At 70.1% G+C, this 21538-nt stretch carries 15 protein-coding genes and 1 pseudogene; 8 read left to right on the top strand and 8 right to left on the bottom strand.

Going from position 1 to position 21538, the window contains the following annotated elements:
* Positions 1–5: 5 nt before the first annotated feature.
* The 4 genes from Q0L11_RS11465 to Q0L11_RS11450 all read left to right on the top strand — a co-directional run bounded on the left by Q0L11_RS11465 (position 6) and on the right by Q0L11_RS11450 (position 5062).
* On the top strand, positions 6–2660 hold the full coding sequence (locus Q0L11_RS11465) for a nitrate reductase (RefSeq protein WP_296597393.1): 2655 nt from the start codon (positions 6–8) through the stop codon (positions 2658–2660).
* Positions 2650–3423, top strand: a complete 774-nt coding sequence (cobA, locus tag Q0L11_RS11460) for a uroporphyrinogen-III C-methyltransferase (protein WP_296597392.1) — start codon at positions 2650–2652, stop codon at positions 3421–3423. Before Q0L11_RS11465 ends, cobA begins: the two co-directional genes overlap by 11 nt.
* Positions 3420–3917 (top strand): nitrate reductase associated protein, encoded by a 498-nt coding sequence (locus Q0L11_RS11455; RefSeq protein ID WP_296597390.1) that lies wholly within the window; start codon positions 3420–3422, stop codon positions 3915–3917. The genes cobA and Q0L11_RS11455 overlap by 4 nt, the downstream gene beginning before the upstream one ends.
* A gap of 80 nt (positions 3918–3997) precedes the next feature.
* A complete protein-coding gene (locus Q0L11_RS11450) occupies positions 3998–5062 on the top strand; it encodes an alkene reductase (RefSeq protein WP_296597388.1) in 1065 nt (354 codons plus the stop codon).
* A 24-nt stretch (positions 5063–5086) separates the two neighbouring features.
* On the opposite strand, the gene Q0L11_RS11445 is transcribed toward Q0L11_RS11450, so the two are convergent.
* Complete coding sequence (locus Q0L11_RS11445; protein WP_296597387.1) at positions 5087–5458, bottom strand: response regulator; 372 nt, start codon at positions 5456–5458, stop codon at positions 5087–5089.
* Positions 5459–5559: 101 nt separating this feature from the next.
* Positions 5560–6738: a pyridoxal phosphate-dependent aminotransferase gene (locus Q0L11_RS11440; protein WP_296597385.1), complete on the bottom strand. Its 1179-nt coding sequence runs from the start codon at positions 6736–6738 to the stop codon at positions 5560–5562.
* A gap of 234 nt (positions 6739–6972) precedes the next feature.
* Here Q0L11_RS11440 and Q0L11_RS11435 point away from each other — a divergent pair, with 234 nt between their 5' ends.
* Positions 6973–8478 (top strand): hypothetical protein, encoded by a 1506-nt coding sequence (locus Q0L11_RS11435; protein ID WP_296597383.1) that lies wholly within the window; start codon positions 6973–6975, stop codon positions 8476–8478.
* A 131-nt stretch (positions 8479–8609) separates the two neighbouring features.
* On the opposite strand, the gene Q0L11_RS11430 is transcribed toward Q0L11_RS11435, so the two are convergent.
* Complete coding sequence (locus Q0L11_RS11430; RefSeq protein WP_296597382.1) at positions 8610–9197, bottom strand: hypothetical protein; 588 nt, start codon at positions 9195–9197, stop codon at positions 8610–8612.
* A gap of 1394 nt (positions 9198–10591) precedes the next feature.
* Here Q0L11_RS11430 and Q0L11_RS11425 point away from each other — a divergent pair.
* Entirely contained in the window at positions 10592–11017 is a 426-nt protein-coding gene (locus Q0L11_RS11425) for an endonuclease domain-containing protein (RefSeq protein WP_296597380.1), read from the top strand.
* Between the two features lie 162 nt (positions 11018–11179).
* Here Q0L11_RS11425 and Q0L11_RS11420 read toward each other — a convergent pair whose 3' ends face one another.
* From Q0L11_RS11420 to Q0L11_RS11410, 3 genes are all read right to left on the bottom strand, one after another.
* Entirely contained in the window at positions 11180–12778 is a 1599-nt protein-coding gene (locus tag Q0L11_RS11420) for a hypothetical protein (protein ID WP_296597379.1), read from the bottom strand.
* Positions 12775–14025, bottom strand: a complete 1251-nt coding sequence (locus Q0L11_RS11415) for an aminotransferase class V-fold PLP-dependent enzyme (RefSeq protein ID WP_296597377.1) — start codon at positions 14023–14025, stop codon at positions 12775–12777. The genes Q0L11_RS11420 and Q0L11_RS11415 overlap by 4 nt, the downstream gene beginning before the upstream one ends.
* A 100-nt stretch (positions 14026–14125) precedes the next feature.
* Positions 14126–14608, bottom strand: a complete 483-nt coding sequence (locus Q0L11_RS11410) for an Lrp/AsnC family transcriptional regulator (protein ID WP_296597376.1) — start codon at positions 14606–14608, stop codon at positions 14126–14128.
* A 291-nt stretch (positions 14609–14899) separates the two neighbouring features.
* On the opposite strand from Q0L11_RS11410, the gene Q0L11_RS11405 reads away from it, so the two are divergent.
* Positions 14900–17866: a TonB-dependent receptor gene (locus tag Q0L11_RS11405; protein WP_296597375.1), complete on the top strand. Its 2967-nt coding sequence runs from the start codon at positions 14900–14902 to the stop codon at positions 17864–17866.
* 87 nt (positions 17867–17953) lie between these two features.
* Positions 17954–18895, top strand: a complete 942-nt coding sequence (locus tag Q0L11_RS11400; RefSeq protein ID WP_296597374.1) for an ornithine cyclodeaminase family protein — start codon at positions 17954–17956, stop codon at positions 18893–18895.
* A gap of 125 nt (positions 18896–19020) precedes the next feature.
* Here Q0L11_RS11400 and Q0L11_RS11395 read toward each other — a convergent pair whose 3' ends face one another.
* Both Q0L11_RS11395 and Q0L11_RS11390 read right to left on the bottom strand, forming a co-directional pair.
* Positions 19021–20490 (bottom strand): peptidase S10, encoded by a 1470-nt coding sequence (locus Q0L11_RS11395; protein WP_296597373.1) that lies wholly within the window; start codon positions 20488–20490, stop codon positions 19021–19023.
* Positions 20491–20495: 5 nt separating this feature from the next.
* Positions 20496–21538: pseudogene (locus tag Q0L11_RS11390) on the bottom strand (hypothetical protein); the annotation flags it as partial.

The raw sequence follows: 21538 nt of genomic DNA, 5'->3' as shown, positions 1-21538 counted from the left end.
CTGCTGTGCGCACCACGTGTCCCTATTGCGGGGTGGGCTGCGGGGTTGCCGCCCAGGCCAGGAGCCGCACCCTCGACGTGAAGGGCGACGCCGACCATCCGGCGAACCTCGGCCGCCTCTGCTCGAAGGGCGCGGCGCTGGACAAGACGGTCGGCCTCGAAGGCCGGCTGCTGCACCCGATGATCGGCGCCCGGCGGGTCTCGTGGGGCGAGGCCATCCAGCGCGTCGCCAGCCGGTTCGCCGAGACCATCGCACGGCATGGACCGGACTCAGTGGCCTTCTACGTCTCGGGCCAGCTCCTCACCGAGGATTACTACGCGGCCAACAAGCTGATGAAGGGCTTCATCGGCTCGGGGAACATCGACACCAACTCGCGGCTCTGCATGGCCTCGGCGGTCATGGCCCACAAGTTGGCCTTCGGCGCCGACCTCGTGCCGGGCTGCTACGAGGACCTCGACCTCGCAGACCTCGTGGTGTTCTCGGGCCACAACGCCGCCTGGACCCATCCGGTGCTTTATCGGCGGATGGAGGCGGCCCGCGCCCGCGGCCAGCGCCACGTGGTCATCGACCCGCGCCGCACCGACACGGCCGACGCCGCCGAGCTGCACCTGGCCCTGGCCCCCCAGACCGACGTGCGCCTGTGGAACGGCCTGCTAGCCGACCTCATCCGCCGTGGCGCGATCGACCGCGCCTATGTGGCGGCTCACGTATCGGGCTTCGCCGACGTCGAGGCCGAGCTCGCCCAGGCCGACCAGTCCCCTGCCGCCGTGGCCGCCGATTGCGGCGTGCCGCTCGCCGACCTGGAGGCCTTCTTCCGCCTGTTCGCCGAGACGCCCAGGACGGTCAGCCTGTTCTCCATGGGCGCCAACCAGTCGAGCCAGGGCGTAGCCAAGGGCTCGGCGATCCTCAACGTTCACCTGGCCACCGGCCGGATCGGCAAGCCGGGCGCCTGCCCGTTCTCGATCACCGGCCAGCCCAACGCCATGGGCGGACGCGAGACCGGCGGCATGGCCACCACCCTGGCCGGGCACATGGACTTCGACGAGCCCGCCCGCGCCCGTGTCCAGCGGTTCTGGGGCTCGCCGACCATCGCCACGGCGCCGGGCCTCAAGGCCATAGACATGTTCGACTCCATCGCCGCGGGTCGTATCAAGGCGCTGTGGGTCATGGCGACCAACCCGGCGGTCAGCCTGCCCGACGCCGGCCGGGTGCGCGAGGCGCTGGCCGCCTGTCCGTTCGTGGCCGTTTCCGACTGCGTGGCCGAGACCGACACCCTGGCGTTCGCCCACGTGAAGCTGCCGGCGCTGGCCTGGGGCGAGAAGGACGGCACGGTCACCAATTCCGAACGCCGGATCAGTCGCCAGCGGCGTCTCTTCGACCCGCCGGGTGAGGCCCGCGCCGATTGGCGGATCGTGTCGGACGTCGCGACCGCCATGGGCTTCGGGGATGCCTTCGGCTGGCGCACCCAGGCGCAGGTGTTCCGTGAGTGGGCGCGCCTCACGGCCTACGAGAACCCTGAACCTGGAAGTGGGGGCCGCGTCCTGAACCTCGGCCCGCTGGCGGGCGTCACGCCCGACGCCTACGACGCCTTGGAGCCCGTGCAGTGGCCGGTGACTGCGGGCGGCGGCACGCCGCGCCTATTCACCGACGGCCGCTACCAGACCCCGGACGGCCGGGCCCGCATGGTTCCGGTCGCAGCCCGCGGGCCGGCCGAGGCGACCTCGGGCGTCTATCCGCTGTCGCTCAACACCGGCCGCGTCCGCGACCACTGGCACACCATGACCCGCACGGCGCTGGCCCCCGAACTCTGCCGCCACGCGCCCGAGCCATATGTCGAGATCCACCCCGCGGACGCCGGACCGCTGGGCATCGGCGAGGGCGCGCTGACCCGCGTGCAGACCTCCCATGGCGAGGCCGTCGCCCTGGCCGTGCTGACCGACCGCCAGCGGCCTGGCTCGGTCTTCATGCCCATGCACTGGACCGAGGCGTTCGCGCCCCAGGGCCGCGCCAATCCGCTGGTCGCGCCTAAGGTCGACCCCCGCTCGGGCCAGCCTGAGTTCAAGCATACGCCGGCCCGCGTCCGCGCCTACCGCGAGACCTGGCGCGGCTTCTTCATCGCCCGCGACGCCTGGAAGCCGCCGGCCGGCCTCGACCTCGTCTGGCGGCGCATCCCGCACGCGGCCTGCCAGCTCCACGAATTCGCCGGCCGTGGCGACGCCGGCGAGCGCGCCGCCGTGCAGAAGGCCCTCACCCGTAAGGCCGGAGACGTGCTACGCTACGAGGACCTGGCCGCGGGCAGTCTGCGCGAAGCCTGGATCGACGGCGAGCGGCTGGAGCGGGTGATCTTCTTCACCACCGCCGGCCTCCTGCCGCCGCGTGCGTGGCTGGCCGACCTGTTCGCCGCCGACGTCCTGACCGCCGCCGACCGCACCGCGCTGCTGATCGGTCGCCAGCCCGGCCAGGCGATGGACGCCAGCCCCATCGTCTGCGCCTGCCGCGGTGTGCGCGCCAAGCGGATCGAAACCGCCGTCGCCGGCGGCTGCGCCTCCGTCGACGCCGTGGGCGAGGCCACCGGCGCCGGAACCAGTTGCGGCTCGTGCCGCCCCGAGATCGCCCGCCTGATCGCCGCCGCCAAGGGAGACGTCCGCCATGCCGCATGAACCAGGGAAAGTGCTGCTCGTGGGCGCCGGACCGGGCGCGGCCGACCTACTGACGGTTCGCGCGCTGCGCGCCGTCGAGGGCGCCCAGGCGTTACTCTACGACGCCCTGGTGTCGGACGAGGTGATCGCGCTGGCGCCGGACGCTTGCCTGAAGATCCAGACCGGCAAGCGCGCCGGCCGCGCGAGCATGAAGCAGAATACAATCAACCGCCTGATGCTGCGCCTTGCCCGTCGCGGCCTGCGCGTCGTGCGGCTCAAGGGCGGCGATCCCTCGGTGTTCGGTCGAGTAGGGGAGGAGGCTGCGTTTCTCCACGCCCACGGGATCGCCACCGAGGTCGTGCCGGGCGTCACCGCCGCCAGCGCCGCGGCCGCCCAGTTCGGCTTCCCCCTCACCCACCGGGGCGAAGCGCGCCGCCTGCTGGTCGCCACCGCCACGACGGAGGACTCCGGTCTCACGCAGGGGGGCTGGGCGGCAGCGGCCGATCCGCAGACCACGCTTGCGCTCTACATGGGGCGCGACCGCCTGGCCGCCGCCGCCGAGCGGCTGATCGCCCAGGGCCGGTCGCCCCTGACGCCGGCGATCGCGGTGGAGAACGCGGGCCGTCCGGAGGCGCGGGCCATCCCAGGCGCGCTCGGCGAGCTGGGGCCGATCCTCGCGGCGGCGGCGCCAAGCGGGCCTGTCGTGCTGATCGTGGGCGAGGTGACGGCGCAGGCCGCGGGCGTTGCTGCCCGCCCGCCAATGAACTTCGCGGAGGCGGGATGATGCACGACAGCCAGCTCTTCGCCTTCGAGGATGATTTTGTCGCCAGCTTGCGGTGCATCCCGATGGCGGTCCGTCTCAAGCTCGACCGCAGCGGGATCAAGCTCTCGTTGCGCCAGTGGAGCCGCCTTACCCGGGAGGACCGCCGAGCACTGCTGGAGCGGCCCTGCGCCACCGACGCGCATGTGCGGGCCTATCGCGAGAGCCTGATCGATCTCGTGGCGCGTTGCTGTGGGCAGGCGGCGACCCTGTTGAACGAGCCTCCGGCGGCCCTCGCGCAATTGGGCGACGATGTGCCGGCCACCGTCACGTCCCTTGCCCGGACGATCGGGCTGTCGCCGCCGACGCCCGGCGAATGGCGGCGCCTGTCCGAACTGCAGCGGTTCGCGCTGATCAAGTTGACGCGCGACAACCACGACAACGTCAACTTCGCGCCGGCCATGCGCGAGTTCGGCCTTGCCCGCGCCCTGCCACAGCCGCACTGCGAAGGCGTCTGACAGCGGCCGCAGGAAAACTGTGGTCGCGCGGGACCGCGGCGCTCCCTACCTCTCGGACAGGATATTCCGGGGACTTCCAAATGCCTTCCTTGTTCGATCCGATCCGTGTCGGCGACCTGACGCTCAAGAACCGCATCGTGATGGCGCCGCTGACGCGCGCGCGGTCCGGCGACGAGCGAATTCCGGGTCCGCTGGTGGCCCAGTACTACGCCCAACGCGCGTCGGCCGGCCTGATCCTCACCGAGGCCACCTCGGTCACCCCGCGCGGCGTCGGCTATGAGCGCACGCCCGGCATCTGGTCGGACGCGCAGGTCGAGGGGTGGAAGCAGGTGACCAAGGCCGTCCACGACGCGGGCGGTCTGATCTTCATGCAGCTCTGGCACGTGGGCCGGATCTCCGACCCCAGCCTGCTGGACGGCCAGCCGCCGGTTTCGGCCAGCGCCATCGCCGCCAAGGGCGAGGTCAGCCTGTTGCGGCCGAAGCGTCCCTACCCCGTGCCGCACGCCCTCTCGCGCGCGGAGATCGCCGACGTGCTCGAGGCGTACCGCAAGGGCGCGGAGAACGCGAAGGCGGCGGGCTTCGACGGGGTCGAGCTGCACGGGGCCAATGGCTACCTGCTCGACCAGTTCCTGCAGGACAGCACGAACAGGCGCACCGATGAGTACGGCGGCCCGATCGAGAACCGCGCCCGGCTGATGCTGGAGGCGGTGGACGCGGCGATCTCGGTGTGGGGTCCTGATCGGGTCGGTCTGCACATCGCCCCCCGCGGCGACAGCCACGACATGGGCGACAGCAACCCGCTGGCCACGTTCGGGTACGTCGCCCGCGCCATGCGCGAGCGCGGCATCGCCTTCCTCTTCGCCCGCGAGCGTGTGGCGTCCGACAGCATCGGGCCGCAGCTCAAGGCGGACTTCGGCGGCGTCTATATCGCCAACGAGGGCCTGAACGCTGAGACGGCGCAGGCGCTGCTCGACGCGGGTGAGGCGGACGCCGTCTCGTTCGGCAAGGACTTCATCTCCAACCCCGACCTGCCAGCGCGGCTCCAGCGTGGGGCTCCGCTCAATCCCTGGAAGCTCGAGACGTTCTACGCGCCCGGCGCCGAAGGCTATGTGGACTATCCGGCGCTCGAACTGAACGAGGCCTGAGGCGCCGCCGCCCGGGCGCCGGCCTCAGGACGGGGACGGCGCGCCGGTGGCGTAGGCGCAGGCCCGGCGCAGGGCGGCCGGCGAGATGGGCTTGTCCACGACGGTCGGCCGCGGCTCTCCGGCCAGGATGTCGGGGTTGCCGGTGACGTAGACGACGGGGATGCGGCCCAGGGCGTCGGTGATGAGGCGCACCGCCTCCAGGCCGGTGCCGGCCACGATGCGGTAGTCCGCCGTGATCAGGTCGGGCCGGTGCTCGCGGGCGCTGGTCAATGCGCCGTCCGGCGTGTCGGCCACGGCGAAGCTCCGGTAGCCGAGCTCGCCCAACAGCATCTCGAGCTCGATCGCGATGATGGGCTCGTCCTCGATAATCAGGACGTGGCCGCTAGGCTCGCTCACCTGGTTTCACCCAGCAATTGCACTTGCATCCCAGAGTGGTGCGAACTGCGGCGGACCGCAAGCCGCCGTCGGCGGGTCCGGTCGACAAAGGTGACGTCAGGTCAGCGGAGCGCGGTCAGGCCGGCGTGAAGTCGGACGAGGCCCTCGTCGATGGCGTCGGGGTCGGCGCCGAAGCCGATCCGGATATGGCCCGGCGCGCCGAAATACTCGCCCGGCGCGACTAGCACGTCGAAGTCGGTCAGGAGCCGCTGGGCCAGAGCGCGCGTGTCGCTCACGCCGACGACGCGCGGGAAATACATGCAGCCGTAGGGCGGCAGCTCGCCGTCCAGATGGCCGTCGGCCACCAGCGCTTCCACATGCTTGGCCACGGTCGGCCGGCTGGCCGCCAGCAGCGCTCGCCAGTGGGTCTCGAACGGCGCCGGGTTCTCCAGCACGTGGGCGGCGACGGCGTGAGAGAGCTTCGAGACGCCCATGTCGCCGTCCGGCGCGCTGCGCCGCAGGCGGGCGACCAGCTCGTAATCGGCGGCCAGCCAGCCGAACTTCAGGGCGAAGAGGCCGAAGACCTTGGTCAGGCTGGAGACGCTGATGACGTTCGGCGCCAGGGTTCCGGCGGGCGGCGCGCCGGCCGCCTGGGCGAAGTCGGCGTAGACCTCGTCCACGATCAACACCACGCCGGCCTTCGACAGCATCGTCGCCGCCGCCTTGATGGCGTCGGGGGCGAGCCACGCGCCGCTGGGATTGTGCAGGTTCGTGATCAGCACCGCGCGGGTCGTCGGCTTCAGCTTGGCCTGCAGGTCGTCGAGGTCGAGGCGGAAGTCCGGCGCCGGCCGGCGGAAGATGTCGACCTCGGCGCCGGCGTCGCGCGCCACGCGCTGGAGCACGTCGAAGCCCGGGGTCTCCACCAGGATGTGCTCGCCCGGCTGGACCAGCGCCTTGAGGGCCAGCGCCAGCGAGCCGGTCGCCCCTGTGGTCGTCAGGATCTGCTCAGGACGCAGGCCGTAGCGGCGGCCGAGCGCCTCGACGGCGAAGCGGTTGCCGTCGGCGAAGACGCTGACGTAGCGCGAGGAGACCGGATCGGCGAACGCCTCGCGGACCACGGCGGCCAGCGCGGCGGTCGGCTCGGCGATGGTGCTGTCCCACAGCATCGACACGTCCAGCCCGGCCTCGCGGATGCGGATCGCCGCACGGCCCCACTCGGCGTACGAGCCCGCCTCGAACAGGTCCCCGGCCGCGGCCGGGTGCTGCGCGGGCGCCGCGTGGTTGGGATGGACTGGATTCAAACTTGGCCCCTGAACGCTCCGCTGCACTGACGGCGGCGGTAGTCTCTTAGCTTAGGCGCCGGTGGCGGACTTTCTTTGCAATTTCGCCCTGCGCAGGTGGAAATCCCGAGCGGCCTATGCGTGCGGCATCGTGCATGCGCATAAGTCATGCGCACCGTTCTGCGGCGGGGCGGAGAACGAAAAGATATGCCGCCCGCCCACGGCTAGGCTGGTGAAAGGTCAGGGGAAATCCGAATGCCGCAACCGACGCGCCGCGCGCTCGCCGCCCTCAGCCTCGCCGCCGCAACGCTCGCCGCCGCGCCGGCCATCGCGCAGACGCCGGTGGGGACGCCTGCGCCCCGCGTGGCGGTCACGAAGCACGACGGGGTCTTCAACGGCCAGAAGGTGAAATACACCGCGACGGTCGCCGAGACGTTCCTGAACGATGCGGCGGGCAAGCCGGCCGCGGCCGCCACGACCATCGCCTACGTCCGCGACGGCGTGAAGGACCGCGCGAAGCGGCCGGTGGTGTTCCTGTTCAACGGCGGGCCGGGCGCCTCGTCCTCGCCGCTGCACATGAGCGCGCTGGGCCCCTACAAGCGCACGAAGGCTGCGCCGGATGACCGCACCGGCGGCGGCTGGGAGCCGAACACCGTCAGCCCCCTGGACGCCGCGGATCTGGTGTTCATCGATCCGGTCGGCACGGGCTTCTCGCGGCCCCTGCCGGGCAACGACGGCAAGGCGTTCTATTCGAACTCGGGCGACGCCCAGGCCGTTAAGCAGGTGATCCAGGCCTGGCTGAAGGCCAATGGCCGCGAGGCGTCGCCGCGTTACCTGGCCGGGGAAAGCTACGGCACCACGCGGGCGGCCAGCATCGTGAAGATATCGGCCGACCTGCCATTCGACGGCGTGCTGCTGATCGCCCTGGCCGGGGACGTGCCCGGCCGCGAGATGCCCTACGTGGTGGCGCTGCCGACCATGGCCGCGGGCGCCTGGTATCACCAGAAGATCGACCGCGCCGGCCGCACTGTCGACCAGGTGTTCGCCGAGGCGCTGCAGTTCGCGCGCACCGAATACGTCACGGCGCTGATCCAGGGCGGCAGCCTGCCGGCCGCCGACAAGCGCCGGATCGCCGAGAAGATGTCGGGCCTGGTCGGCGTGCCGGCGGCCCTGATCGAAGAGAAGGACCTGCGCCTGTCCAAGAACGACTGGATGTTCAACATCCTCAAGGACAGGTCGCTGCGGACCGGCCTCCTCGACGTGACGATCACCGCGCCGCTGGAGCCCGGCCAGGACGGCGCCATCGACGATCCCGCGCTCGGCGTCGTGCCGAAGCGCGCCGCGGGCGCACCGGCCGGTCCGCCGCCCAGCCCGGCGGCGATCGGCGCAGTGCCGAGCCCGGTGGTGGGCCGCTACCTCAACGAGGTGCTGAAGTACCCGGCGGCCGACCCGTACTACGGCGTGAACTTCCAGGTGAACGCGGCCTGGACGCACGAGCGGGGCGCCAATCCCTACGAGGCCTTGGGCCAGGCGATGCGCGAGAACCCGAAGATGCGGCTCTTCTGGGCGGCGGGCTACTACGACCTGACCACGCCCGCCTACGCGGGCCGCTATGTCCTGGACCAGGCCGGCGTGCCGGGCGCCCAGCTCACCGCCGCCTATTTCGCGGGGCCGCATGGGGTGTACGACCACCCGGAGAACCTGGCGACCTTCGCGGCGGCGGTGCGGACGTTCGTGACGGCCGGGGCCGCGTCGCGCTGAAGCACGGCGGCGGAGCACGGGGGCAAAGGCGCGCGACCCCGTAACCGCAAGCGATACAGGGGTCCGATCTTCGCCGGGCGGCGAAACCGGGATGATGCGGGACGTTCGGGCCATGGGGTGGTTGCGGCCCGTCACCCGGAGTCGCGAAGGGGAGGCGGATCGGCCGTAGCGCCGGCCTCGTCGGGCGGCGCGTCGTGGGCCCAGGCCTGGTCGTCTTCGAAGACCGGCCGGGGCAGGGTGCGCCACGTGTGGGCAAGGTCCTCGGGCAGGTCGAGCAGGCGGCAGGCGCGGCGCACCTGTTCGTCCAGGTCGGCGGTGATGAAGTCGGGCTGTTCGATCCAGTCGTCGAGCGCCATGTCGAAGTCGGTGAGGCGCTCTTCGCGCTCACCCGGGTCGGCGACGGCGGCCGCGGCCACGCGCTCGACGGCGTCTTGGAGCTGCCGCGTGCGCGTCTCGATCTGTTGTTCGCGGGCGAAGGCGTCGCGCCGGCCCAGGATCGTCGTGCGGGCCGCGGCGTCCGCCTGACCCTGCTGCGCTTTCATCTTCAGCGCCAGGGTGGAGCGCAGGCAGCGCGAGACCCGCTGATACGTGCGGCCGAGGCTCGCCACCTCGTCGGGGTCGGTAGCGGCCGTGAACTGCGCATGCGCATGGGCGACGGCCTCCATGTCCCGCTCGGCGAGCCAGGCCATCATCTCCAGGTCGCGGTCGCTCGCGGACATGGGGGAGATGTAGGGGGTGTGTGCGTCAAATTCGGACGTAGATAGTGGGGCGGGACTTGGCGGCGGTTCCGGGAGTCGGTGGTCGGTGCGGGCGTCGAGGTCGGCATTCGGCCCTTCGCCGACATTGAGCACTGGAGGGAGCCTCAATAGGGTAGACGCGAAACGGAGTGACCATGATCAGATCAGCGGCACGGACGCTTGCCTCGCTGCTGCTCATGGCGTCGGCCTTGATCTACATCGTCCTGGGGTCGGCGCTCGTATGGTGGCTAGTCCGGGCTCTTGTCGATCGGCGGGTATATCGGCGCGGCGACTGGTACGGGCGGGCGTCAGAGCCAGGATTTTACTGGTTCTATGTCGGTGTGAACGGCTTCTGGGTCGCCACCTGGATAATCCTACTTTTCGTGATGACTCGGGAATGTGCGCGGGCGGGTGGATGGCACGCCGCGGTCGCGCGAGTAGAAGCGCGGCTCAAGGGAGAGCGCGCACAATAGCGTCCGCAACCCACCCCCTCGCCGACTTTCGCGACGTCCGTCTTGGCGACCCGGCGAACGTCAGCTCTCAGGCGCTGTCTTCATTTCGGCGACCGCCCCGTTGCGGACCTTCACCTCCCCTCTGAAGCGGCGGGAGGGTGGAGGGGGCAAGTGGCCGGCAGGGCGGTGTGGCGGGGCGGCCTTGGATATCGCGGAGGTGGCTCGCCCCCTCCACCAACCGCTCTTCAGCCGGCTGGCACCGGCTTCGGCGGTCGGTTCCCCTCCCGCCGTTGCTGCCGCGACGGGGAGGTGAGGTCCCCTTTCCACCGTTCGTGGACGTTCGGCGGTTTCACCTCCTCTCCCCCCGCGAAGCGAGAGGGGAGGGGGGAGGGAGAGGGGCGACGCTGGGCGATCAGCGGGGCAGGATGGTCCAGCGTTGCCTCTCCATGGGCGCCGCTCGTGGGGCCTGGCTGAACCGGGAGTGGCAGCGGCGCGTCCTGCGTCGCCCCTCTCCCTGCCCTCTCCCCTCTCTCGCAAGCTCGGGGGGAGAGGAGGTGAAATCCGCAATCCACCCATTGCAATGTTCGCTGCTTCCCTTCGATAAGGCTCCCTCGGAGAGGGGAAGGCTTCGATCTCATGGACGGATTGGAGCCTGCCGGTCGAGGCGTCTCAAGGACTGGCCGGAGGCCAGCCGCGCGGCGGCGCGCCGGAGGCGCGTCCTTGACACGCCTCGACCGGCAGGCAGGCTCGACGCCACGAGATCAAGCGTTGGATGGTCAGCCGCCGATCCCCCGACGCGCCGGATGAATAGGTGTTTGGGGGATGCGGTGAGCGCCGGGCCGGGCGGACGTTAGGCGTCTTCGCCTCCTCTCCCCCCGCGAAGCGAGAGGGGAGAGGGTAGGGAGAGGGGCGACGCAGGCCTGAATGCTTGCGCGACGGTTCAGCCATGACCCGCCCTACGCAGCGATGGCGACGTTCAAGACGCTGAAGGACCAGACCCAGCGCGACCGGGCGCGGGCGCTTCGGCGCGAGGACACCGACGCCGAGGCGCGCCTGTGGAACGCCCTGCGCGGCCGCAGGCTCGGCGGCTGGCGCTGGCGCCGTCAGGTCCCGAAGGGGCCGTTCATCGTGGATTTCCTCTGCGTCGAGGCGGCCCTGGTGGTGGAGCTCGATGGCGGGCAGCACTCCGAGCAGGCCGAGTACGACGCCCGGCGGACCACCTACCTGGAGGGCCTTGGCCTGACGGTCATCCGGTTCTGGAACTCATCGGTGCTGGAAAGCCGCGACGACGTGTGCCGCGAGATCCTTCTGGCCTGCGGCGGCGAGCATCCTTCGGTGGATCCTGGCTGAACCCGGAGCGGCAGCGGCGCGTCCTGCGTCGCCCCTCTCCCTACCCTCTCCCCTCTCTCGCAAGCTCGGGGGGAGAGGAGGGGGACGTTCCGCTGCTGGTCGCCCCGATGCCCCGGATGAATGGTGGTTTGGGGGGATCGAGCGCGGCGCCCGCTCTCCGCCCTACCTCGTCGCGTCGCGGATCAGGGTCCGTACGTCGTCGGCGAAGGCGCCGGCGGTGTCGCCGAGGTAGAGCATGTGGCCCGAGGCGTAGCGGCGGAGCATGACGCGATCCATGGGCATCTTCGCCTGCTCGACCGAGTATTCGGCCGGGGCGGTGTGGGTGGTCAGGTCGTAGTAGCCGGAGGCGACCAGCACCCGCATCGTCTCGTTGCGCCGCATGGCGACGGCGAGGTCGGTGGCGAAGCTCTGGCCCTCGGGCACGCCCTTGCGGTCCCAGTTCCACGACGGCAGCAGGTCCTTCCAGACGATGGCGCCGTAGGGGCGGTCCATCTCCACCTTGAGGTCGTCGGCGATCATCTGGTGGAAGGCGGCCACGAAGCCGGGGACGTAGCGGCCCATGGCCGGGTCGTCGCCGACGGGATCATTGCCGCTGTTCGCCAGCGGCAGTGTGTAGCGGCTGTCGTAGGCGCCCACCTGCAGCCCCTTGTCGGCCAGCACCATGCGGCCGAACGCGGCGTCGGGCACGGCGAGGCTCTTCTCGAAGGCGGCGGGCGGCAGGCCGGTGTAGCCCGACAGCCTGTCGGTGACCGCCGCGCGCTCGGCGGCGCCGAGCGTTCCGGCCTTGGCCTTCTTCAGGGCGTCCAGGTAGTCGCCCTTGGCGAAGGCGGTGACCTCCTGGTGGAAGGCCTCCAGCCCGCGGCCCTTGCGGTCGATCTTCTGGTGGTACCAGGCGGTGTCGGCCAAGGCCGGCAGGCCCAGCGCCGTTCTCATCTCGGCCGCGCCGGCTTCGCCCGAGGCGTTGCGCGCGCCCAGCGTCGTGCCCAGCAGGATCACGCCGTTCACGGTGATCCCGCGCATCACGCCCATGTAGAGCGGCCCGCCCATCAGCGCGCGCGGCAGCACCGCGGCGCGGACCGAGCCATAGCTCTCGCCCATGATAAACTTGGGCGAATTCCAGCGCCGGTGCTCGGTCAGCCACAGCTCGATGAACTGGCTGACGGTGTCGGCGTCCTCGTCGACGCCCCAGAAGTCGGCGGTGGTTCCCTTGCCGACGACCTTCGACCAGCCCGTGCCCACCGGGTCGATGAACACCAGGTCTGCCACGTCGATCAGGCTGTACGGGTTGTCGGCGATGCCGAAGGGCGGGACGTTGGAGGGGTTCACTTCCTGGTCCAGCACCACCCGGCGGGGTCCCACGACGCCCATGTGCAGCCACAGCGACGACGAGCCCGGCCCGCCGTTGAATACGAACAGCACCGGCCGCTTGGGATCTGCCGCCCCGTCCTTCAGGTAGCTGAACGAGAAGATCGAGCCGATCGGCTCGGCGGCGCGATTGTAGAGGTAGGTCTCGCCGGCGATGGCCGTGTAGGCGATCTTCTGGCCCTTCACCGCGATCGTGTGCTTGGTCACGAACCGCTTCGGGGCGGGCAGGGGCTCCACCGGCCCCGGCGCGGTCGGACGCGACATCGGGATCGAGAACGGTCCTGCGTTGGCCGCGGCCGGCGGCGGGGCGGCTGGCGGCGCGGTCGGCGCCGGATTTTGGGCGAGGGCGGAGGTGGCGACCAGCGCGGTCGCCGTCAGGAGCGCGGCCAGCCTCACGCGGGCGGAGCCTTGGGCAGGACAGCCAGCAGCCGGTCGACGTCGTTCATGTCGTTGAACACCGAAAGGGACACACGGAAGCGGTTGGCGCTGACGGTCAGCCGCAGGTCGTTCTTGGCGAGCAGATCGCCCAGCTTGGCGCGCGCGTCCTTGAGCGCGAAGGCGACCAGCGGCGTGCGGCTGTCGAGCGGGGTCATGGGCTCGTAGCCTCGGCCGCGCAGGTCCTTCTGGATCGCATCGGCCATGGGCTGGCGGTACGCCTGGATATTGGCGACGCCGAGCTGCTGGATCAGGCCCAGGCTGTAGTCGAGCTGCACGGCCCCGGTCCACGAGGTGGTCCCCATGGCGAACTTGCCGTCGGTCCCGCGGGCGTAGCCGTAGTCGGCCACCGTCTCGCCGGGGGCGTCGTAGGGGAACACGTGGGTGACGAACCGGCCGCCTACCTGGTGATAGCCCCACCAGGGCCGGGTGACCTTCTCCTGCAGCTCCTTGCGCACGTAGAGGAAGCCCAGGCCGAAGTCGCCCATCAGCCACTTGTAGGAAGAGCAGGCCGCGAAATCGACGCCGGCCGCGCGCAGGTCCAACGGGGTGGAGCCAGCCCCGTGCACGATGTCGGCATAGACGTAGGCGCCGTGTGCGTGCGCGAGGTCGCAGACGGCCTTCAGGTCGTGCTCGAAGCCGTTGGTGGTCGAGACGTGACTGACCGAGACCAGCTTCGTCCTGTCGTTCACCGCCGCGGCCATGGCCTTCATGTCGATGCGGCCCTCGCGGGTCATCGGCAGGGTGACGACATCCATGCCGGCCTTGCGCAGCTCGCCGTAGGTGTAGAACGAGCCGAAGAAGTGCAGGGCGTCGGTGACGATCCGCCCCCCGGTCTGCGGGAACCCCAGCGCCTGCAGCACCAGGTTCTCGCCCATGGTGGTGGACTGGATGAAGGTCAGCTCGTCGGGCGCCGCGCCGACCAGCGCGCCGAAGCGCTCGATGACCGCCTTCTCCTTGGCGTCCATCGAATAGCCTTGCCACAGGCCGTCGCGGGTCTTGTAGCGGAGGTACTCCTCCAGCGCCGCCTTGGCGCCGAGCGGCATGGGGTGGGTCGAGCCGCTGTCCAGATAGACATACGGCATCCTGGCGAAGAGGGATCGGACGGGCAGGGCGGCCGTCGGCGCGCCCGCCGGCGCCTGGGCCGCCTGGGCCAGGCCGGGGGACACCGCCGCGGCGGCCACCAGCGCTCTACGGGTGAACTTCATCGGACGTCCTGCCTCCTGCGAAGGCTAGCGCTGGGCCACCGAATTATCCTTGCGTACTTCCCGAACGCCGAGTGGTCGCTTGGATGATTTATTCGCGGGATCAGCGGAACTTCCGCGCGGTCAGCGGCACGGCCATGGTGCTCTTCTGGGCCGACAGCGTGACGATCGAGCGGACATCCACCACGCCGGGCAGCTTCAGGAGCACAGAGAAGATGAAGTCCTGGTACCAGGTCACGTCCGGGGCCAGGATCTTCATCATGGCGTCCATCTCGCCGAAGACCGTCCAGCATTCGAGGATTTCGGGGATGCTATTGATCGCCTTGTAGAAATTGGCCCGCTCCTCTTCGGTGAGCGTGGTCATCTTCACCTGGGCGAAGATCTGCATCTTGAAGCCGACCAGCTCGTGGTCGACCACGGCCACCACGGCCTTGATGTAGCCCTCCTCGCGCAGGCGCTGGATGCGCCGCCAGCAGGGCGACTGCGAGAGCCCCACGCGTTCCGCGAGCTCGCCCGTCGAGAGGGAGGCGTCGCGTTGCATGAGATCCAGGATCTTGATGTCGATGGCATCGAGGGCGGTCGGCATAACTTCGTCTTTGCGTCGGGCCATGGGCGCATAGCGGATGCGCAAGGCTCGGCTGTCAAGGAACGGTCACGCCGTGGAACGCGATTTGGCCGATTTGCGTGCCGCTGCATTGCCCATTCGCTGCGCGGCGGGCGGATGCATTATCAATGTGTGTCGAACGGGCAAAGGTTCGAAGAACGAAAAGAAAAACCGGTGGGCCGAACCTACCGTCTGGCAGTGGCAAGGAGTTCGGTCGGGGACATGCGCGAAGCGCAGCGCCGGCCCAGGCTTCAGACCCTGGGGGATCTTGAGATGAATACCATCCGTTCGCGCATGCTGGCCTCGACCATCGTCGGAGGCCTCGTCCTCGCAGCCGCCGTTCCGGCCTTCGCACAGACCGCTTCGGGTGGGGCCAGCGAGATCGGCGAAATCGTGGTCACGGGCTCGCGCATCAAGCGCGCCGAGACGACCACCGAGGCTCCGGTCTCGGTCCTGACCGCCCAAGCGATCGAGGACCGCGGCTTCATCCAGGCCGGCCAGGCGCTGAACGAGCTCACGGCGGTCATGCCCCAGTTCGCGCAGGCCGCCGGCAGCGGTTCGGCCTCGGGCAGCGGCCAGCAGTTCCCGAACCTCTTCGGCCTCGGCGCCGGCCGCACCCTGACGCTGGTGAACGGCCGCCGCTTCGTGACCTCCTCGTCGGGCCTCGGCGATCGGGTCGTCGACACGAACATCATCCCGACGGGCCTGATCGCCCGGGTGGACATCGCCCAGGCAGGCGGCGCGGCCGTGTACGGCTCCGACGCCATCGCCGGCGTGGTGAACTATGTGCTGAAGGACAATTTCACCGGCCTGGAGCTGGACGCCCAGTACGGCATCTCCTCGCGCGACGACTATCCGACCCAGAGCCTGCGGGCGACGGCGGGCCGCAACTTCCTGGACGACCGTGCGAACATCGCGGTCGACGTGGAATGGTCCAAGACCCGGCCGCTCTACGACTACGACCGTCCGCGCTCGAACCTGGGCCGCGTGACCATCTCGAACCCCGCGAACCGCTCGAACACGGACGGCGTCCCGGCTGTCACCGAAAACCTCAACACCCGGTTCGTCAGCTTCAACGCGAACGGCGTGCTGTTCAATCCGGGCCCGCCCTTCGCCAGCTCGATCTACAAGGTGGGCGGCGTTCCGCAGCAGTTCAACTCGGCCGGTACGGCGCTGGTCCCCTACAGCATCGGCAACCTGCTGAACCCGACCGTCCCGCCCTTCACGAGCGGCGGTGACGGCAATCCGTACCAGGAGCTGGCTTCGCTGGTCACCGGGGTGGAGCGCTGGAGCGGCACGGTCGTCGGCCATTACGACATCACCGACCGCATCAAGCTTTCGGGCGAACTGCTCTACGCCCGCGTCCAAAGCCGCGACCCCTACGGCAATCAGGCCAGCAACACGGTGCTGAACAGCGCCGCCAGCGGCGCGGGCCCGATCAGCGTGTCGCGCACCAACCCCTACCTTTCGCCGGCGGTCACCGCGATCCTCGGCCCGGCCGGCGCGCCGCTCACCCTGTCGAAGTGGTGGACCGACCTGCTGCCGACCCGCGAGCAGACCTATCAGACCGACACCGTGCGCGGCCTGCTGTCGCTGGACGGCGACTTCGACGTGGGCGAGCGCAACTTCTACTGGAGCCTGTCGTTCAGCCACGCCGAGACCGACGGCAAGACGCGCGGCTACGGCGTCGTGACCCAGCGCTTCAACAACGCGATCAACGCCGTTCGGAACAACGCCGGCCAGATCGTCTGCGCCATCAACGCCGACGCCACCACGGCCAACGACGACCCGTCCTGCGCGCCGATCAATCCGTTCGGGGTGGGCAACGTCACCCAGGAGGCCCGCCTCTACGCCACGACCCAGATCGGCCAGGATTATCTCAACACCCAGGACGACCTGCTGGCGACGTTCGGGGGCGACCTGTTTGCCCTGCCGGCCGGCAAGGTGAAGTTCAGCGCCGCCTATGAGCACCGTGAAGAGAAGGCCAAGTTCGTGCCGCTCGTGTCGGTGCAGCGGGGCGTCATCGGTTCGCAAGTGCCGACCGCCGCCACAAAGGGTAGCTTCAACACCGACGAATTCTCGGGCGAACTGCTGGTGCCGGTGCTGGGCGGCGACTTCACGTTGCCCTTCGCCCGCAGCGTCGAACTGAACGGCGCCTACCGCTACGTCGACAATTCGATCGCCGGCAAGGAAGATGTCTGGGGCGTCGGCGGCCGCTGGGAGGTCGTGGAGGGGGTGACGTTCCGCGCCTCGCGCAGCCGGAACTTCCGCGCGCCGACCCTGGATCAGCTCTTCGCACCCCAGCGTACCGCGCTCGGCTCAATCGCCCAGGATCCTTGCGACGCCGATCGCATCGCCCTCGGGCCGTCGCCGGCGACCCGCCTCGCCAACTGCCAGGCGCTGTTCCGCGCCAACCCGGGCTACGGCAACCTGGCCACCTTCCAGGATCTCTCGGAGAATTTCTCCGGCGCCAACATCACGACCGGCGGCAACCCCGATCTGCGCAACGAGATCTCCAAGACCTGGACCTACGGCTTCGTGCTCCAGCCGAAGTTCGTGCCGGGCCTGACCCTCGTCGCCGACCGGGTGGAGGTGGACCTGAAGGACGGCCTGTCGGCCTTCACGCCGCAGAGCTTCCTGGCCACCTGCTACGACTCGATCGACCAGCCCGCGGACATCTGCGCCACCTTCACCCGTGACGCCACGGGTCAGATCGTGACCGCCCGCTCGACGACCTTCAACGCCGGCCGGATCACGTTCCGCGGCGAGGTCTACAACATCAACTACACCTTCCCGGTGGGCCGCTACTTCGGCGATCGCGACCTCGGGGAGCTGGAGCTGAACGTCGAGGCCACGCGGATCGAGAAGTACGAAGTCTCGGTCACTGGTGTGGACATCACCCGCATCGACAACACGTCGTCCACACCGGACTATGGACCGTCGCCGGATCTGCGTGTCCGCTTCGACGCGCGCTGGCGCCGGGGACCCCTGCGGCTGAACTACTCGATCGACTACTGGTCGCCGGTGAAGTTCACCTACACCTCCACCATCGAGAACGTGCCGACGCCGCACGTGAAGGAAAACCTGCGCCAGAACGTCTCGGCGGCCTACGAGATCGGCAACTACACGATCCGCGGCGGCGTCACGAATATCACGGATGAAGAGCCCTCGTTCCCCACCCGGAACTATGGCGACATCCTGGGCCGGCAGTACTACGTCGGCCTCAAGGCGCGCTTCTAGTTCGGCGCGAGCCAGAGTATCGGGTCGCGTGGACGCGGCGGCGGACCTCACACCGCCGCCGCGTCCGACATTTGGGGGGGGTGCCTGATGCGCGTGATCGACCGGGACGAGGTCCGCGAGAAGCTGACCTACGAGGTCTGCATCCCCCTGGTGCGCCAGGCGATGATCGCCTTCTCGAAGGGCGAGACGCGGCAGCACCTGCGCTCGATCCTGCCGCTGAGCGAGGGCCGGGTGTTCGGCATCATGCCGGGCGCGCTGGGGACGCACGAATACTTCGGCGCCAAGCTGATCAGCGTCTTCCACGGCAACTTCGCCAAGGGAATCCAGTCGCACCAGGGCGTCGTCGTGCTGTTCGACGGCGAGACCGGCGCGCCGGTCTGCATCGCCCACGCCGGCGAGATCACCGCCATCCGGACCGCGGCCGCCAGCGCGGTCGCCACCGACGCCCTGGCCCGGCCGGAGTCCGCGCGCATGGCGATCCTCGGCTATGGCGAGCAGGCCGGCACGCACGCCCGCGCCATCAGCCGCGTGCGCAAGCTGGAAGCCATCACCGTCTGGGGCCGCGACGAGGCCCGCGCCAAGGCGTTCGCCAAGTCGGTCGAGGCGGAACTCGGCATCCCGACCTTCGCGGCCCCCACGGTCCGCCAGGCGGTCACCGGGGTGGACATCGTCACCGCCGTCTCCGGCGCCCGCGAGCCGATCCTGGAAGGCGCCTGGCTGGCCCCTGGCACGCACGTGAACCTGGTGGGCTCAAGCGGGCCCGGCCCGAGGGAAGCCGACAACGATCTGGTCGTGCGTTCGCGCTTCATCGCCGACAGCCGCGAAGGCGTCCTCGCCCAGGGCGCGGAGTTCCTCTACGCCAAGGCCGCCGGCCTGATCGACGACAGCCATGTGGTCGGCGAGATCGGCCAGGTGCTGGCCGGCGACCTCGAGGGCCGTCAGTCCCCGGACCAGATCACCGTCTACAAGTCCCTCGGCCACGTGGTGCAGGACCTCGCGGCGGCGAAGGCGCTGTACGAGGCGGGGTAGACTCCGTTCCTCCCCCATCGGGGGAGGGGGACCGCGAAGCGGTGGAGGGGGCCTCCTCCACGGCCGTTGTGGACCCCCTCAGTCAGCTGCGCTGACAGCTCCCCCGGCGGGGGAGCAACTGCTCGCTAAGGCAGGCCGCCCGAGACCAGCTTGCGGATGTCCTGGCTGAACTTCAGCCGGGTGGGCTGGTCGCGGTACATCATGTGGCCGCCCGGATAGCACTTGAAGCTCATGGCCGACTTCAGCGGCGCCGGCAGATTGCGCGCGGTCTCGTCGGCGCCGGCGCAGTTGGCCAGGGAGTCGTAGAGCCCCGACGCGACGAGTACGCGCAGCTTCGGGTTCAGCGCCACGGCCTCGGCGGTGGCCGGCAGGGGCGGGCCTAGGGCCGGCGGACCGGCCCCCGTGCGGACCGCCTCGGCGATGGCGGCCTGGCGTTCCTCCGGCGTGACCTTGGCGGTGGCGTAGTCCCAGCGGGCGCCGACGCCTGGGACCGGCTTGCCGTCCGGCAGGTAGCCGTCGTCCTGGGCTTCCAGGCCCACGTAGGGCAAGTCGGTCCGATAGCCGAGCTCACCGCGGAGATAGGCCAGGATCGCATCGCGCGACACGGCGCGCGGCTCTTCCGTGATGCGCATGTCGAAGGTGTTCAGCGTCTTGCCGGGGACCAGCAGGGTGCGGAACTGGCGTGGCGTCAGAGCGAGCGACTTGCGGTCGATCTTGTCGGCGGGGACGCCGGTGAAGCGCGAGAGGCCGGCGGCGATCTGCTCCCGTTCGTCGGGCGTGAGCTGGTCGCGGCGCGCCAGGGCGGGCGCATAGGTCTCCCGCGCCCACCTGTTCGCAGCCGCCTCGACCGCCGCGGAACTTGCGCCGACATCGGGCGACAGCTTGCCGAGCGTGAATGCCGTGGCGGCGAAGCCGACGATCTTCAGTGGCCCGACCGGCCCGTCCTCACCGAGCCGCGACAGGCCCGTGCCGCCCGAGATCAGCCCCAGGCCCGCTACCGGCACGCCGCGCTTCAGGAGCGCGTAACCGACGTTGGCCGCGCGGCCGGCGCCCCAGCTCTCGCCGATCAGGTAGAGCGGATTGGCCTCGGTCCCGTGTTGCAGCCGCCACGCGCGGACGAACTCCGTCACCGAGGCGACGTCGCCCAGCGTGCCGTAGAAGCCGTCGGCGTACTCGGCCTTGGTCGGCCGCGAGAAGCCCGTGCCGATGGGGTCGACGAACACCAGGTCGGCATCGGTCAGCCAGGTCTCCTGGTTGTCGACCAGCCCGCCAGCCTCGCCACGCTTCGGCCCCGCGACCTCGAAGTGCAGGGTCGCCGAATTGGCCCCCGGGCCGCCGTTCCAGACGAAGGCGATGGGGCGCGGTTTGGCCGAGGCGACGCGATAGGCGATGTAGCCCATCCAGCCGCGCGGCTCGCCGGTCTCGGCGTCGCGGATCGCGATGCGCCCCACCTCGGCGGTGTAGGCGAGGGGCTTTCCCCCCACTGTCATGCGATGCTGGGTGACCGCCGGGGCTTCGGCGTGGGGCAGCGCCAGGGCGGGCGTCGCGGCGGCCAGGGCCAGGCCCGCGAGCCCTGCAGCGAGAACGCGGCGCATCGGCGCTAGGCCTCCAGCTTCCGCGGGCCGGGCTTGCCGCCCGTGACCCAGGCGCGGATGTCCTCGCAGAACGCCTTGTGCGACGGGATGTGGGTGTAGGCCATGTGGCCGCCCCAATAGAGCCGCTGGAAGATCCGCTCGCGCGGCCAGTCGCTCTTGGTGACCATGTAGCGCGCAGGACCGGCCGTGGTGGTGAGGTCGAAGACGCCGGTGCCGATCATCAGCCGGAATTTGGGGTTGGCCTTGAACGCAGCGTCGATGCGCGCCGGATAGTCGAAGTCGAGGAAGGGGCCGCCGGGTCCGAGGGTGCCGCCCCAGGTCCAAGCGTTCGAACCGGGCGCGATCGGACGATAGTCGCTCATCGGCCACGTCACGCCCAGGTTCTGCGACAGGTGCTGCTGCACCATCGGCTCGATCCCGCCGCGGGCCTTGCCGAACGGGTCCTGGGCGCGTTGGCCCGGCTGGGGCAGGGGGCCGATGTAGCGCGCGTCGTAGATGCCCATCATCTGGGCTTCGGGCTTCAGCAGCTCGGTGGCGAAGGCGATCTTGGTGATGACGAGATCGTTGGCCAGGTAGTAGGCCGAGCTGATCCCCGTCATCGCCTGTAGCTTGTCGGCCAGCGCCTTCCGCTTGGCGGCGGGCAGGTCGTAGCCCTGCAGCAGCGCCTGCAGATACTCGCCCATGCCGAAGGCGTAGGACTCCTCGACCACCTGGCCGATCGACTTGCCTTTCCAGTAGGGCGCCTTGCCGTGATAGGCGGCGATGGCGGTGAGCGCCGGCAGGTTGGTGGCGTACGAGACCGCGTTCTTCGCCCGCTGGCTGGTCTCGATCATGTTCACGGCCTGGCCGAACAGGAACACCCCCTCCAGCGGCATGACCTTGGCGAGCTGGCCGGCCATGAACGCGGCGCGCTGGGTGCCGTAGCTCTCGCCCAGCACGTACTTCGGCGAGGCCTCGCGGCCGTTGGCCTTGATCCAGGCCACCACGAAGTCGGAGACCGACTGGCTGTCGCCCTCGATGGAATAGAAATAGTCGCGCTTGCCGCCCG

The organism is Phenylobacterium sp. (assembly GCF_024508875.1).
Lineage (GTDB): Bacteria > Pseudomonadota > Alphaproteobacteria > Caulobacterales > Caulobacteraceae > Phenylobacterium.
The sequence above is the reverse complement of the archived record's forward strand: the minus strand, read 5'-3'. Positions and strand labels throughout refer to the sequence as shown.